The organism is Streptomyces sp. CNQ329, from assembly GCF_000482585.1.
In genome coordinates, this window is record NZ_KI519460.1 from 260,527 (window position 1) to 274,824 (window position 14,298).

The following is a 14,298-nucleotide window of genomic DNA, read 5'->3' on the forward strand; positions in this document are numbered from 1 at the left end:
CCGGCGGCTCCGGGATCCGGGCGGTTGCCGCGGTCGAGGTCTCAGCCCTTCGCCGCCTCGATGATCGCGGCGTGCGGCGAGACGTGCAGTACCCGCGCCGGCGCGAGCCCCGCCTTGCGCATCAGCTCCTCGTACTCCGCCTGCGTCCTGCCCTTGCCGTTGAGCACCGTCAGCATCACCATGTCCACGGTCTTGCTCGGGTGCGGCTCGTTCCCCTCCGGCACCAGCGCGTTGACCATGAGCAGGCGCCCGTCGTCCGGCATGGCCTGCCGGCACGTCTCCAGGATCCGCACACACTGATCGTCGGGCCAGCTCGCCAGCACGTGCTTCAGGATGTAGACGTCCCCGCCCCCGGGCACCCCGGAGAAGAAGTCGCCCCCCACCGCGCGCCACCGGCCGGACAGCTCCGGCACGTCCAGCACATGTCCGGCCACCACCGGTTCGAGATCGAGCAGGGTCCCCTCAAGATGCGGGTTGCGCAGCAGAATCGCGCGCAACTGCCCGCCGCGACCGCCGCCCACGTCCACCACCGTGCGCGCGGAACCGAAGTCGTACGCCCCGGCGACCTGGTCGCTCAGCGCCTCCGAGAACGACGCCATGCTCGCGTCGAACCGCCGGCCCAGCTCACGGTTGGCGGACAGGTACTGGTAGAAGGGCATCCCGAACGCGTCCTCGAACGGGTTCGAGCCGGTACGGATCGCGTCGCGCAGCCCGGCCGCCGCCCGCCAGTAGATGTCGTGGCCGCGGACGTCCACGTACGAGCGCATCGACCCCGGCACGTCCTCCCGCAGCAACTCCGCCATGGGGGTCAGCGCGAACCGGCCGTCGTCCTCCTGCCGGAAGACGCCGTTCGCCGCCAGGAAGCGCAACAGCCGTGCCAGATACGGGCCGTTGAGCCCTGCCTCCGCGGCCAGGTCGTCCGCGCTGCGCGGGCCGTCGGCCAGGAGGTCGGCGATCCGCCAGTGCGTGGCCGCGTGCAGCGCGGCGGACCGCAGGTAACCGACCGATAAATCCATCAACTGTTCGGTGAGATCGGTGGATTCGTCCATGCCTATACCCTAGGTCGCACATGCGATGCCGGACAGGACGCCTCCACCGGCAAGATCCTGCTACGGCCCCGCCGGGCGGCCGGGCGTCTCCTCCATGTCGCCCTCCCGGGACGCCGCGAGGGACGCCGCCGCCGGATCCGACTTCCCCGACGCGGAAGCACCGGCGTCGTCGTCCATGCCGAAGGGCTCTCCCCGCCGCTCGGCCGGCGTGGAGGCCCGGACGCGGCGCCGCGCCCGGCTGGCGAGCTGCCGGGCCGCGGCGGGGGAGCGGTCGACGATCGTCGCGATCTCGTCGAACGGCACCGCGAACATGTCGTGCAGGACGAACGCCAGCCGCTCGGCGGGCGTCAGTGTGTCGAGGACGAGCAGCAGCGCCAGCCCGACGGCGTCGGCGATGACCGCCTCCTCCTCCGGATCGCCGGGAGACACCTCGTCCTGCCGATCGCCCCCGGCCGTCGTGTCCAGCGCACTCTCGGGCGGGGACCTGCGGGAGTTCAGCATGTTCAGTGACACCGGTGCGACGGTCGTCGTGACCCAGCCGCTGAGGTTCTCCGCCCTTGCTCTGTCCGAACGGCAGAGCCGGATCCACGCCTCCTGGACGGCGTCGTCGGCCTCCGCGACCGACCCCGGCATCCGGTGGGCCACCGCCCGCAACCGGGGCCGATCCGTCTCGTACCGTTCCGCCGGCCAGTCCTGTTCCTTCGTCAACGCGTCGGTCCTCTCCGCCACCCGTCATCAATCTGACCGGCGGGAACGCGCCGGTGTGACGAGCCGCGAAGAGATCCGGCCGGAGGTCGCCGGCGGGCGCAGAGCGCGGCACCCCGCCACCCCGCCCACACCTCACCGGCGCGGGGCCGTCGGGCTGCCGTGACCCGCTGCGTGAAACGCCCGAAGACATGCGCCGGCTCCGGGAGACCACGGCGACGCGATCACCCTGAACCCCGGGAACGCGGAGCCCGGATGGCCGGAACTCCTCCCTTCCTTCGAGGACTTCTACGGCGAGAACGCCTTGTGCTGGGACGAGGAGGCCGTCTTCTACCGGCTCAGCACGCGCTGGATGACTGTCTTCGCGCCCGATGCCGCCGCGCTGGGCGTCGCGTAGTACCGCCGTCCCCCGGGCGGCGGCGGCACAAGGGCCGAACAGCCTGTTCCGGATGCCCTCCCGGCACGCCCGTCGCGGGCGCTGCGCGCATAACCTCCTGCCGAATCGAGCATGGGGGGTTCACACACATGCGCAACCACATCACCGTCATCGCCATCGCCGCCGCCGGCGGCGCGCTGACGCTGCTCGCCGTCGTTCCGGCCCAGGCCGCCGAGTACAGCTCGCCGCTGAAGGTCCGCGGCATCCAGTACGACGCGCCCGGCCGGGACTCCAACCGATGCTCCGGGGGGAACACCCACAAGGAATACCTCACGATCAAGAACTACTCGTCCAGCCGGACGGTGAACCTCAGAGGCTGGGTCGTCAAGGACGCCGCGGGCAACCGTTTCAGGTTCCGCGCCGACCACCGGCTCCAGCCCGGCGACCACGTGAAGCTGCGCGGCGGCAACGGGCGCGACTCCGACGCAGACAACGTCGTCTACCGCGACAACTGCACCTTCATGTGGAACAACGACAAGGACACGATCTACCTCGTCAAGTCGAGCGGCAGCCGCGCGGACGCGCACAAGTACACCAGGAGCCGCAACGACCGGGACGGAAACGGCTACATCACGTACCACGGCTGAGGAGGGGCGGCTCCGGGCGCCCGCGGCGGGGCCGCGAGCGCCCGGGGCGGGCGCAGGGTTACCCGCGGTGGCCCGTGCCGGAGCCGGGGCCCAAGCCGGTGCCGGGGGAGGGGGCGGACAGTGCCGCGGTGAAGTGGCGTGTGAGGGTCGTCGGGTGGGTGATCGCCGTGCCGACGACGACCGCGTACGCGCCCCGCGCCAGCGCTTCCGCCGCCTCGCCCGGCGTGCCGACCCGGCCCTCCGCGAGTACCGGCACCCGTACGGCCGCCGCCAGCCGCTCGACCAGGGCGAGGTCGGGACCCCCGCCCGGGGCGGGGGAGCGGCCGGTGTAGCCGGAGAGGGTGGTGCCGATCAGATCGGCGCCCAGGTCCGCCGCCCGCAGTCCTTCTTCGTACGTCGAGACGTCGGCCATCACCAGCCTGCCCGCCCGGTGCACCGCTTCGAACGACTCCTCCGCCCCCCTGCCGTCGGGGCGCGGCCGGTCCGTGGCGTCGACGGCGACGACGTCCGCGCCGGTCCCGGCGACCGCCCGGGCGTGCGCGGCCGTGGGTGTGATCACGACGCCCCCCTCCCCGTCCTTCCAGAGCCCGATGAGCGGCGCGTCGGTCGACGCCCGGATCGCCCGCAGATCCGCGAGCCCCTGGGCGCGGATGCCCGCCGCGCCGCCGGCGAGGACGGCCAGCGCCATGCGGCGCATGGTGTCGGGGTCGCGCAGGGGTTCACCCGGGTACGCCTGGCAGGACACCACCAACCGCCTGCGCAGCCGGGCGAGAACAGCCCTGTCCCGTCCGCCGCCGGGTCCTCCGGCCTGTGCCGTCACGCGATCGCCCCCAGTGCCAGCCGCGCGGCGCCCAGCAGCGCCGCGTCGTCCCCGAGCGCGCCCGGGACGACCGGGACGTCCGCCAGCGGCGGCAGCGTCGTCGCGGCGATCGCCGTGCGCAGCGGTCGCCACCACGCGGGGCCGCAGCGGCTCACGCCGCCGGTGACGAGGACGAGTTGGGGATCGATCGCGTTCACGAGTCCCCCCACGGCTTCCCCCAGCGCCACGGCCCCCTCCTCCAGCACCGCCGCCGCCACCGGCTCCCCCGCCGCCGCCCGTTCGGCGACCGCCGCCAGTCCGCCGTCCGCCACAGGGCCGGACGTCGCCGCCTCCCCGGTGCGGCGGCGGTACTCCGCCGCCATCGCCGGGCCCGCCGCCACGCCCTCCGCGTGTCCCGTACCGCCGCACGGGCACGGCCGGCCCGCCGCGGCCGGGACCGGCATGTGGCCCAGGTGGCCCGCCGCGGAGCGGGCGCCCCGGTGGATCCGGCCGGCGAGCACCAGTGAGCCGCCGATCCCGGTGCCGGCGGCGACGAGGAGGACGTGCGTGCGGCCGGCCGCGGCGCCCCGCCAGCTCTCGCCGAGCGCGTGTGCGTGGACGTCGTTGTCGACGGCGACGGGTACGCCGAGGCGGCGGCCCAGTTCGTCGCGGAGCGCGGTGCCCGCCCACCCCGGCAGCGCCGCGGTGGCCGAGAGCACGGTGCCGGCCGCGGCGTCGATCAATCCCGCGCTGCCGGCGCCCGCGGCCGAGTACGGCCCGCCGTCCGTGGCGAGTCGGGCCACGGCCGCCGCCGCGGCGTCGAGGACGGCAGCGGGCCCGGCCGCGGCCGGCGTCGGCGCGGTGTGGCGGTGCAGCAGCCGCCCGTCGTGATCGACCAGGGCGGCGGCGGTCTTCGTACCGCCGATGTCGAGCGCGGCCACGACGGTCATCGCGGCCCGGCTGCGTGTCGGTTGCGGCTGGGCACGCGGCCTCCCGGTACGTACTGCACATCAACGAGCGGAGAAAGAACGGCAGGAGGTCGGATGTCTGACGTCCGATGCCTGATAGCGTGTGACCGTAGCCCGGGGGTCGAAGTGGGTCAAGAGGCGGGAGGACGGGCATGACCGAGGCCCGGGCCGCGGACGCCATGTCGAGCGGGTCTCGCCCGCCCGGGACGGATGCCGGCAGAGCGGGTGTGCCCGGGCAGCCCCGCGCCCTCGCGGGCCGCCCGGGGGGCGTCCGCCCAGGCGAGGGGCGTGCCGGCAGGTCGCCCCTGCGGCTGGAGGTCACCGAGGGCATCAAGCGCTACATCCTGGCGAACAAGCTGCGCCCCGGCGATCCGCTGCCCACCGAGAGCGGCCTGTGCACCGCGCTGGGGGCCAGCCGTTCCAGCGTCCGCGAGGCCGTCAAGACCCTCCACGCCCTCGACATCGTCGACGTGCGGCACGGGCACGGCACGTACGTGGGCCGCCTGGGCCTGTCGGCACTCGTGGAGAGCCTGGCGTTCCGCGGGCTGCTCGGCCAGGAGAGCGACGCGCAGGTGATGGCCGATCTCGTGGACGTGCGCGAGCTGTTCGAGCGCGGCATGGCGGAGCGGATCGTGGCCCGGCTCGACGGCGACCGTCTCGACGCGCTGGACGCGCTGGTGGACACGATGCGCGCGGACGCCGGCGGCGCCGAGGAGGACTTCGTCGAGGCGGACCGCGCCTTCCACGCGCTGCTGGTCGAACCGTTGGGCAACGGGCTGATGGCGCAGCTTTCGATGGCCTTCTGGGACGTGTACGCCATCGTCGCCCCGCAGTTGCGGATGGCCACGGACGAGGACCGGGCGGAGACGGCCGAGGTGCACGCGAGCATCGTGCACGCCGCGCGCCACGGCGACCCGGACGCCTTCGCCCGGGCCGTCGCGGCACACTACGCGCCCGTGCGCCGCCGCCTCGCGGCCGGCCGCGACGGTCACGCACACGGGGGCGGCGGGAACGCGGCGGCCGGCTGACCTCCGGAGCCGCCGTCTCCTCGCCGCGCTCCGGATCAGCGGCCGGCAGCCCTGCCGCGGCGGGACCGTCCGGCTAGCGGCGCTTGAACTTGCGCACCAGCCGCCCCCAGGTTCCCAGCCGCAGCGCCTCGTACCTGGCGAACCGCTCCCGGTCCGCGGGCTCGGCGACGTCGTCGAAGACGGCCCGTGCCTCCTCGCGGAGCACCGGGTCCTCGTGCAGCATCAGCACGAACAGCCTGCCGTCGCGGTGCAGCGCGCGCAGCGCGCCGGTGCGGGCGGGCGGGTACGAGGTGAGCGCGTGCAGGGCGCGCAGCAGCGGCAGGTGCTCCGCCGCCCGGTCGGGGTGGAGCCGCAGGGCCAGCCGCAGCGCGAGGTCCAGCTCGGCGTCGTCGGCCCGCGGCCGGCGGGCGAGTACGGCGGTGACGGCCCGCGCCGCGGACGGGGTGTCCTCGGCCATATGCCGTAACCGGCGCAGGAGTTCACGGTCGTGTCCCGGCGGTCTGCCGTGCGCGGCCAGGGCTATCGCGGCGTGGACGGCCTCGGCCGGGGGCGGCGCCTCCATGCCGGAGCCGGCGAAGTCCCCGCCCCACGAGTCCTGCGTTCCCGCCGGCGGTCCCTCGACCGGTTCGAGCGTGCCGAGCGCCTTCAACTGCCTGATGGCCGCATACCTGTCCGTGGCCGAGCGGCTCATCGCGAGGAAGACGAGCGCGTCCTCGATCTCCTCGTCCGCCGGCCTGCCGGCGCCGTCGCCGGGCAGCTTCTTCATCACGTGCATCAGGCTCACCCGGGCCTGCGGCCCGGACTCGGCGTCGAACCGGGCCCGTACCTGCGCCATCGTGACGCCGCAGTGCTCCAGCGTGCGCAGGACCTCCGGAAAAGCCGTGTCGTCGGGCTCGATGCGCGCGGCGGCGTCGAGCAGCGCGGGCACGGCGCCGTCGAGGTGGGTGCCGCGCAGCGCCACGGCGGCGTAGTGGATGCAGGCCCGGTCGCGAAGTGCGCGCCCGAAGACGGGCGCGGCCCTGTCGTCGCCGATACGGCGCAGGGCTTCCACGAGGCCCTGCTTGAGGTCGTACGGGTCCTGGTAGTGCTCGTCCCGGGGGTCGCGCTGGGGGAGGCTGTCGCTGGAGATGGTGCGGTACCGCTCCAGCTCGAACACCTTGCCCACGCCGTGCTCGTCGACGAGCGCGTCACCCTCCGCGTACCAGGCGTCCCACACCGCCGTGACGGCAGCTACGCGCTCCAGGTGGGCGGCGTGGTCGGCGAGGAGGGCGTCGAGCCGGTCGACGAGCACGGGCACGACCCCGGGCCCGCGCTCCTGTAACGCGATGATCGCCCGTTCCCGGAGGCTCTCCTCGGCGTAGCCGCCGTCCCCGGTCCGCCACAGGGCAAGCTGCTCGATCAGCTCGCCGACGTCGTCCGTCACCGTCTCACCCCTGCGCTACGGTCCGTTTCCGAAGCAAGGACCGTACCGGAACGGGACTGGGACGGGCCCCGAACGGCAGAACCCCTCCGGTCCGGATCCGTGCCACCGCCGGCTCCGCGACGATGCACCCCGGCACGGCGGTGCCGTGCAGCGCGTACACCGCGGCGCCGTCGGCGTACCGGACGGCGGGTCGGTCGGGGTGGTGCAGCCGCACTTCCCCGTTGCGGGGGGCGCCGGTTGAGCCAGAGGTACGAGGGGCGCCGGATGCGCCGGTCCAGCCGGGTACGCAGTGCGGACTGCGGCGACGCCAGCCGGGAGGACACGGGCCAGCCGTCCCCTCGCGGCGGCGCCTCGGCCGCGCGCAGCCGCCGGCGGGCGAAGGCCGGTTGCTCGCGGCGCAGCGTCGCCGTTGCCGCCGCGGGGGAGGGGATCCAGACGAACCGGGGCGGGGGCGCGCCGGCCAGACGGTAGAGCCCGGTGAGGGCGGCTTCGGCCGCCGGCCGGTCCGCGGGGAGGGTGGAAAAGGCGTGCCCCAGCCATTCGCCGCGCAGCGCGACGGCCAGGGACAGGCGTTCGTGGGACGAGGAAAGTGAGCTGTCGAAGCGGGGAGATGCCCCGCGCGCAGTGGTCACCGCGGTCACCGGAGAGAGGCGGTGTGCGCCTTTCCGTCAGTCATGAGGGCCAGCGCGCCGGCGGCGGCGCGGACGCGCAGGGAGATGACGGGGCGTACGGGAGCAGTATGTGGCCCGGCTGCGCCCGCAGCGGTGCGCCGCCCGTGAATCGAGTTGTCCCCGGTGCGGCGGGGAACTAGGTTGCCCGGATGGATCAGTTCGCAGCCTCGTGGGCGGCACTGCGCGCGGCGGTCGCCGACCTGGCCGACGGGGATTTCGCGCAGCCTTCCGGTTGCGCCGGCTGGCTCGTCCGTGACCTCGTCTGCCACCTGGTGATCGACGCGCAGGACGTGCTCATCACCCTCGTCACCCCGGCCGATCGCGAGCCGACGGCCGACGCCGCGGGTTACTGGCACGTGAGCGACGAGCCGCCCACCGGCGCGGATCCCCTGGACGCCCTCACCGTCCGGATGGCGGCGGCGTACGAGGACCCGGCGCTGCTGAAGTTCCACCTCGACGACGTCGGCTCCGCCGCCGGGCGGGCCGCGCGGCTCGCGGACCCGGCGCTGCGGGTGAGCACGCAGGACATGGTCCTCACGACGGGCGACTACCTCGCGGCGTACGTACTGGAGTGGACGCTGCATCATCTCGACCTGACCGCCCGCCTCCCGCACGTCCCCGGCCCGCCCGCGGCGGGCCTGACGGACGCGCGGGCGCTGCTGGAACGGATCGCGGGCGCCGCGTTCCCGGAGTCCTTCACCGACACGGACGCCCTCGTCGTCGCCACGGGCCGCCGCACCCCCACGGAGCCGGAGCGCACGGCTCTCGGCCCCCTGGCCGCGAAGCTCCCCCTCATCCTGGGCTGACGGGAGAAACGAGCGCACGTCCTCCGCGAGCGGCGCGATGTCCCCGGATCCGCTCCTCGACGTACCCCCGGCCGCGGGACCGGAGAGCCGGGCGTACGCGCCCGCCATCACCGAGCCGGCGCTGCGGCCGGGCCCATGGACAGCAACGCGCAGGTGCGCGGGCGGCGGGCGGTGGGGTCCATCGAGGACAGGAGAGCGGGGCCGGGGAGCGCCGGCGCTCTCGCGCGTGGCGGTCAGGACGGCTGGACCTCGTCGAAGAGGGCGAGGGCTCCGGCGGGGTCCGGGCTCACGAGGCGTTCGAGACCGGCCGTCGTGATCTCTGCCCATCTGCCGGCCCGGGCCCACATCTCTTCCTCGAAGTCATGGACGGCCTCGTCCAGGTCTGCGGGGCCGGTGGCGATGGACTCGGCGAGTTCGGCGCCTTCCAGCATCGCAAGGTTCGCGCCCGCCCCCAGCGGGGGCATCAGGTGGGCGGCGTCGCCCAGGAGCGTCACCCCGGGGACGTGGGTCCAGGTGTGGGACACGGGCAGGACGTAGAGGGGACGGTGGAGGAAAGCTGTGCCGTGGCGGAGGAGGTCGGGGACGGGAGCGGCCCAGCCGTCGAACAGAGCCAGCAGGCTCGATCGCACGGCCTCGGCGTCGTCCAGGTCCAGGTCCGTGTGCCAGTCCAGCGGCGCACGGAACTGGGCGTACACCTTGACGTGACCGCCACTGTTGCGCTGGGCGACCAGCGAACGGTTCACGCCGTACACCGCTACGGAACCGTCGCCGATCAGCCGGCCGAGGCCGGGGTGGCGGGTGTCGATGTCCTCCAGGGAGGTCTCGACATACGTGACGCCGGTGTAGTGCGGTCTCACCGACGAGACTGCCGGGCGGACCCGGGACCGGGCGCCGTCCGCGCCGACCACGAGATCGAACGCCTCCTGCCGCCCGTCCGCGAAGTGGACCAGCGTGCCCTCCCGGGGCCCCGGCTCCACCTGCGTCACCTCCCGGCCCCACTGGACGTCGAGAGGGCCGAGCAGCAGGTCACGGAGCTGCCCACGGTCGATTTCGGGATGGGCCCGGTCATCCGGACGGGGTCGGTAGTCGCGCAGGACGGTCCCGTCCGTGTCCAGGATGCGCATGGCCTGCCCCTCGGGACGGGAGAGCGCCTGGAACTCCGCCAGCAGCCCCGCGTTGTCCAGCGCGCGTTGGCCCAGCCCTTCGTGCAGGTCCAGGGTGCCGCCCGGAGGGCGGGCGTCGCGGGCGGGATCGCGTTCGAAGACGGTGACGGGGTGGCCACGGCGGTGCAGGACACGGGCAAAGGTGAGGCCGGCAGGACCGCCTCCGACCACTGCGATGCGGTGTCTCATGGCGATACACCGTATGTCCTCATGACGAGGCAAAGACAATCCGCTGCGCGACCACTTCATCGGAGGCTTCCAGGTCGCGCTGAGTGCGGTGGACATGCTGCGCAAGCAGCTCGCCGCCGAACTCGGCCCGCACGGCGTGCGCGTCGCCGGCCTGAAGACCGGAGGGATCCCCGAGACGATCCCGGCCGGTTTCGAGGGCCGCGAGGAGCTGGTCGCCTCGCTCACGGAGCCGACGATGCCGGGCCGGACGGCGACGTTCGACGACGTCGGCTGCGCCGCCGTGTGCGCCGCCAGCGACCGGGCGGCGGCGGTCACGGCGTCGGAGCTGAACATCACCTGTGGTGCGATCGTGGACTGAACCGTCTCAGGGCCATCGAAAGATGTGCAGACGGGATGTCTTCGGGAGCGCTCCCAGGCTACGCTCCCAAACCCAGGCCGCACCTCGTCATCGGGGAGGGGGCGCGGCGGTTCCCGGGGGAGTCCCATGCGCACACGTTCACATACCAGCTCACGCACCTCCCGTGCCCTCGCGGCCGCGCTGGCGGCCGGCCTTCTCGCCGGCTGCGCGCTGCTCGACGACGGCTCCACGGCGACCGCGCCGAACGGCGCCGGTACGGGGGGCGACGGCGGTCCCGTCACGCTGACCGTCGGGGTCTTCGGGGTCTTCGGGTTCGAGGAGGCCGGACTCTACGACGAGTACGAGAAGCTGTACCCGGACGTCACCATCAAGGAGAAGGCCGCACCCAACAACGAGAAGTACTACCCGGGCCTGCGCAGGGCCCTCGACTCCGGCCGCGGGCTGGCCGACATCCAGGCCGTCGAGGTGGGCAACATCAGCGAGGTCGTCGCCGGCCGCGCCGACCGGCTGATGGACCTCAGCACGGTGACGGGCGTCGACGAGGGGGCGTTCCTGCCCTGGAAGTGGGACCAGGCGACGACCGACGACAACAAGACGGTCGGTCTCGGCACCGACATCGGCCCGATGGCCGTCTGCTACCGCAAGGACCTCTTCCGCGCCGCCGGGCTGCCGACCGACCGCGAGGAGGTCGCCGCGCTGTGGTTCTCCGACTGGGAGAAGTACCTCGGCGTCGGGGAGGACTACATGGCGAACGCCCCCGCGGGCACGGCGTTCGTCGACTCGGCCGCCGGCGTCTACAACGGCTCGATCAGCAGTTTCCCCGTCCGCTACTTCGGCCGCGAGGGCGAGGCCATCTACAAGGACAGCCCCGCCGTCGAGGTCTCCTGGGACCTGGCGATGCGGGCGGCGCAGGGGGAGATGACGGCCAGGCTCAAGCAGTTCACCCCGGCCTGGGACAAGGGGTTCGCCGAGGGCGACTTCGCGACCGTCATCTGCCCGTCCTGGATGCTGGGTTACATCCAGGAGAAGGCCGGTCCACAGGCCGCCGACAAGTGGGACATCGCCACCGCGCCCAAGCCCGCCAACTGGGGCGGCTCGTTCCTCACCGTGCCCGAGGCGGGCGAGCACAAGCAGGAGGCGGCGCGGCTGGCGGCCTGGCTGACCGCGCCCGAGCAGCAGGCCCGGCTCTTCGAGAAGCGGGCGAGTTTCCCCAGTTCGCAGGCGGCGTTCGAGCTGCCGCAGGTCGCCGACGCCACGCATCCGTACTTCAACGACGCGCCGACCGGCGAGATCTTCTCCATCGCCGCCAAGAGCATCCCCACCCTCGAACTCGGCGCGAAGGACCAGCCGATCCAGCAGCAGATCACCGACGCGGGCATCCTGCCGGTCGAGCGGCAGGAACTGACGCCCACGCAGGCGTGGCGGGCGGCGGAGCGGAAGATCGACGAACTGCTGGACCGCTGAGGCCGCCGGGCCGTTCCGCCGCCGGACCGCCGGAGCCGGGACACCTCCCGCACGCACCGGGCACAGGGGGACCGGTGCGTGCGCGTGCGAGGCGGCGGTGCGTCCATGGGGGCGGGCCGGCCCGGTCGATCGGGGAGGCCCGGCGCGCCGGTGCGTGCCGGGCCTCCCCCACCGCGGGCCGGCCGTACCCCCGGACACAGCGGGAGACCTTCGGCAGGCAGGCCCTCAATCTCCGTTCGCGAGCGGCGAGTCGGCGGGGAACGCGCGGCGCAGCCGGCGCACGCCGTCGGCCAGCTGCGCGGTGCCCGCACCGGCGGCGTAGCTCAGCCGCAGGTGCGGCGCCGGCGCCTCGGCGGTGAAGTACGGTGCGCCGGCGGTGACCGCGACGCCGTGACGGAGCGCCGCCGCGGCCACGGCCGACTCGTCGGCGCCGTCCGGCAGTCGCAGCCACAGGTGGTAGCCGCCGAGCGGCGGCCGGTCCGGTACGAGACCGGGCAGCCCGGCGCGGAGCGCGGCCAGTACGGCGGTGCGGCGCTCGCGCAACGCGCCGGCGAGTGCGCGCAGATGGCCCGCCCAGGAGGGGGAGCCGACGAGTTCGAGCGCGGTCTCCTGCAGCGGCCGGGGTACGAAGAGGCTGTCGACGACCTGGACCGCGCGCAGCCGCTCCAGCGCGGGCCCGCGCGCCGACAGCGCACCGACACGCAGGCTGGGCGAGGCGGCCTTGGTCAGCGAGCGGACGTGGACCACCACGCCGTCCGGGTCGTCGGCGGCCAGCGTCGGCGGCAGGGGCGGGGCATCCGCGTGCGCGAGCCGGCGGGCGAAGTCGTCCTCGACGACGAACGCCCCGGCGGCGCGCGCGGTGCCGAGCACCTCCGCGCGCCGCGCGGGCGTCAGCACGGCGCCGGTGGGGTTGTGGAACAGCGGCTGGCAGACGAACACCCGGGCGCGGGTCGCGGCGAACGCCTCGGCCAGCAGATCGGCCCGTACCCCGTCGGCGTCGTGCGGCACCGGCACCGGCCGCAGCCCGGCGGCGCGGGCGATCGCGAGCAGCCCCGGATACGTGGGCGACTCGACCAGCACCGCCGAGCCGGGGGCGGCCAGTGCCCGCAGCGCGGTGGTCAGCCCGCTCTGCCCGCCGGCGGTGACCAGCACGTCCGCGGCGTCCAGCGGCCCGGCGGGGCCGCCGATGTCCCGGGCGAACCAGTCGCGCAGCTCGGGCAGCCCGGCGACCGGCGGCCGGGACCAGGTGCCGGGCCGCCGGCCGGCCCGGGCCAGCGCTCGGGCCAGGGCACGTTCCGGGCGCAGCGAGGCGTGCGGGTAGCCGCCGCTGAGGTCGACGACCTCCGGCGGCGGCGCGGCGAGCGTGGCCAGCACCCCGGCGGCGTCGGCGGCGCGCGGTCCGGTGTCGAGGGCGGCGTGCGGCGGGTCCGCGGTCAGCGCCACCTCCTGCCAGGAGACGTCGCCGAGAGGGCGCGAGGGCCGGCGGGCCGGGGCCTTGAACACCCCGGCGCCCGGCCGGCTGGTCACCAGTCCCTCGGCGGTCAGTGCGGCGATCGCCCGGGAGACCGTCACGGGGCTCACCCGGTACCGTGCGACGAGCGCCCGGCTGGACGGCAGCTTTCCTCCGGCGGAGTAGCGATCCAGCTCGTCGCGCAGGGCGGCGACCAACTGGGCGACACTGCTACTGTCGTTCATGACAGCACAAGATAGCGCTACTCGGCCGGCGGCGATATCGGCCCGCACCGGTACGCTCCTGGCCGCCCTCGCCGTGGCGTCCTTCTCCTTCAGCTTCCCCGCCACCGTCCGCGCCCTGGAGGGACTCGGGCCGTGGACGACGACGGGCGTACGCGGCCTGCTGGCCGGCCTGCTCGCGGGCGGCTGCCTCTTCGCCGCCCGCGTGCCTGTCCCCGCCCGGCGCGACCGGACCGCACTCCTGACCGTCGCCGGCGGCTGCGTCGTCGGCTTCCCGCTCCTGACCACCCTCGCGCTGCAGACCTCCACCACCGCACACTCCGCCGTCGTCATCGGCATGCTGCCGCTGGCCACCGCCGCCTGTTCCGCGGTGCTCACCGGCCGCCGCCCGTCGCGGGCCTTCTGGACCGCCGCCGGCGCCGGCGCCCTCGCGGTGTTCGCCTTCACGCTGAGCCGGAGCCGCGGCCTGCCGGGCACCGCCGATCTCTACCTCTTCGGCGCGCTGCTGCTGTGCGCGGCCGGCTACGCCCAGGGGGGCCGGCTCGCCGCGCGCATGCCCGGCTGGCAGGTCATCGCGTGGGGCTGCGTCGCCGCCCTCCCGGTCTCCGTCCTCGTCACCGCGCTGGCGCTGCCGCACGAGCCGGTGCGGCTCACGGTGCAGTCGGCGACGGGTATGGCGTACCTCGCGGCGGTGGCGCAGTTCGGCGGGTTCGTCGTGTGGTACCGCGGCATGGCCGTCGTCGGAGTGGCGCGGGCCAGCCAGATCCAGCTCGCCCAGCCGCTGCTGACCCTCATCTGGTCGGTGCTTTTCATGGGCGAACACCTCGCTCCGCTCGCTCCGGTGACCGCGGTGATCGTCCTGGCCTGCATCGCCGTCACCCAGCGGGCCCGTACCTGACCGCGGCCGGCGCCGGGCGGTCCCGTACGGCGTACGACAGAACCTGTCCGGACGTGGGCCGA

At 74.5% G+C, this 14,298-nt stretch carries 12 protein-coding genes and 1 pseudogene; 6 read left to right on the forward strand and 7 right to left on the reverse strand.

The genetic code is table 11. The annotated features are described in order from the left end of the window. Positions 1-41: 41 nt before the first annotated feature. Complete coding sequence (locus tag I003_RS0130660) at positions 42-1,049, reverse strand: methyltransferase (RefSeq protein ID WP_027774912.1); 1,008 nt, start codon at positions 1,047-1,049, stop codon at positions 42-44. A 90-nt stretch (positions 1,050-1,139) separates the two neighbouring features. Continuing rightward, positions 1,140-1,703 (reverse strand): annotated as a pseudogene (locus I003_RS34075) (sigma factor-like helix-turn-helix DNA-binding protein); the annotation flags it as partial. A gap of 576 nt (positions 1,704-2,279) precedes the next feature. On the opposite strand from I003_RS34075, the gene I003_RS0130675 reads away from it, so the two are divergent. Beyond that, positions 2,280-2,777, forward strand: a complete 498-nt coding sequence (locus I003_RS0130675) for a lamin tail domain-containing protein (protein ID WP_027774913.1) — start codon at positions 2,280-2,282, stop codon at positions 2,775-2,777. A gap of 58 nt (positions 2,778-2,835) precedes the next feature. Here the strand turns inward: I003_RS0130675 and I003_RS34085 are convergent, their stop codons facing one another. Together I003_RS34085 and I003_RS0130685 are read right to left on the reverse strand one after the other, a co-directional pair. Next, entirely contained in the window at positions 2,836-3,597 is a 762-nt protein-coding gene (locus tag I003_RS34085; protein ID WP_051368670.1) for an N-acetylmannosamine-6-phosphate 2-epimerase, read from the reverse strand. After that, positions 3,594-4,526, reverse strand: a complete 933-nt coding sequence (locus I003_RS0130685; protein ID WP_027774914.1) for an ROK family protein — start codon at positions 4,524-4,526, stop codon at positions 3,594-3,596. Before I003_RS0130685 ends, I003_RS34085 begins: the two co-directional genes overlap by 4 nt. 170 nt (positions 4,527-4,696) lie before the next feature. On the opposite strand from I003_RS0130685, the gene I003_RS34090 reads away from it, so the two are divergent. Further along, the gene (locus I003_RS34090; RefSeq protein ID WP_078564604.1) at positions 4,697-5,572 is read left to right on the forward strand and encodes an FCD domain-containing protein; all 876 of its coding nucleotides are present in this window, start codon (positions 4,697-4,699) and stop codon (positions 5,570-5,572) included. 73 nt (positions 5,573-5,645) lie between these two features. Here the strand turns inward: I003_RS34090 and I003_RS0130695 are convergent, their stop codons facing one another. Next, positions 5,646-6,995, reverse strand: coding sequence for a hypothetical protein (locus I003_RS0130695; RefSeq protein WP_027774915.1), 1,350 nt, complete (start codon positions 6,993-6,995; stop codon positions 5,646-5,648). Positions 6,996-7,815: 820 nt separating this feature from the next. On the opposite strand from I003_RS0130695, the gene I003_RS0130705 reads away from it, so the two are divergent. Next, positions 7,816-8,472 (forward strand): maleylpyruvate isomerase N-terminal domain-containing protein, encoded by a 657-nt coding sequence (locus I003_RS0130705; RefSeq protein WP_027774917.1) that lies wholly within the window; start codon positions 7,816-7,818, stop codon positions 8,470-8,472. Positions 8,473-8,705: 233 nt separating this feature from the next. Here I003_RS0130705 and I003_RS0130710 read toward each other — a convergent pair whose 3' ends face one another. Then, on the reverse strand, positions 8,706-9,824 hold the full coding sequence (locus tag I003_RS0130710) for an FAD-dependent oxidoreductase (protein ID WP_027774918.1): 1,119 nt from the start codon (positions 9,822-9,824) through the stop codon (positions 8,706-8,708). 88 nt (positions 9,825-9,912) lie between these two features. Here I003_RS0130710 and I003_RS34100 point away from each other — a divergent pair, with 88 nt between their 5' ends. After that, complete coding sequence (locus tag I003_RS34100; RefSeq protein WP_486584482.1) at positions 9,913-10,182, forward strand: SDR family oxidoreductase; 270 nt, start codon at positions 9,913-9,915, stop codon at positions 10,180-10,182. Positions 10,183-10,308: 126 nt separating this feature from the next. After that, positions 10,309-11,646 (forward strand): extracellular solute-binding protein, encoded by a 1,338-nt coding sequence (locus tag I003_RS0130720; RefSeq protein ID WP_027774919.1) that lies wholly within the window; start codon positions 10,309-10,311, stop codon positions 11,644-11,646. 225 nt (positions 11,647-11,871) lie between these two features. Here I003_RS0130720 and I003_RS0130725 read toward each other — a convergent pair whose 3' ends face one another. After that, complete coding sequence (locus tag I003_RS0130725; RefSeq protein WP_027774920.1) at positions 11,872-13,341, reverse strand: aminotransferase-like domain-containing protein; 1,470 nt, start codon at positions 13,339-13,341, stop codon at positions 11,872-11,874. 73 nt (positions 13,342-13,414) lie between these two features. Here I003_RS0130725 and I003_RS0130730 point away from each other — a divergent pair, with 73 nt between their 5' ends. Then, complete coding sequence (locus tag I003_RS0130730) at positions 13,415-14,236, forward strand: DMT family transporter (protein ID WP_037722287.1); 822 nt, start codon at positions 13,415-13,417, stop codon at positions 14,234-14,236. Positions 14,237-14,298: the final 62 nt, after the last annotated feature.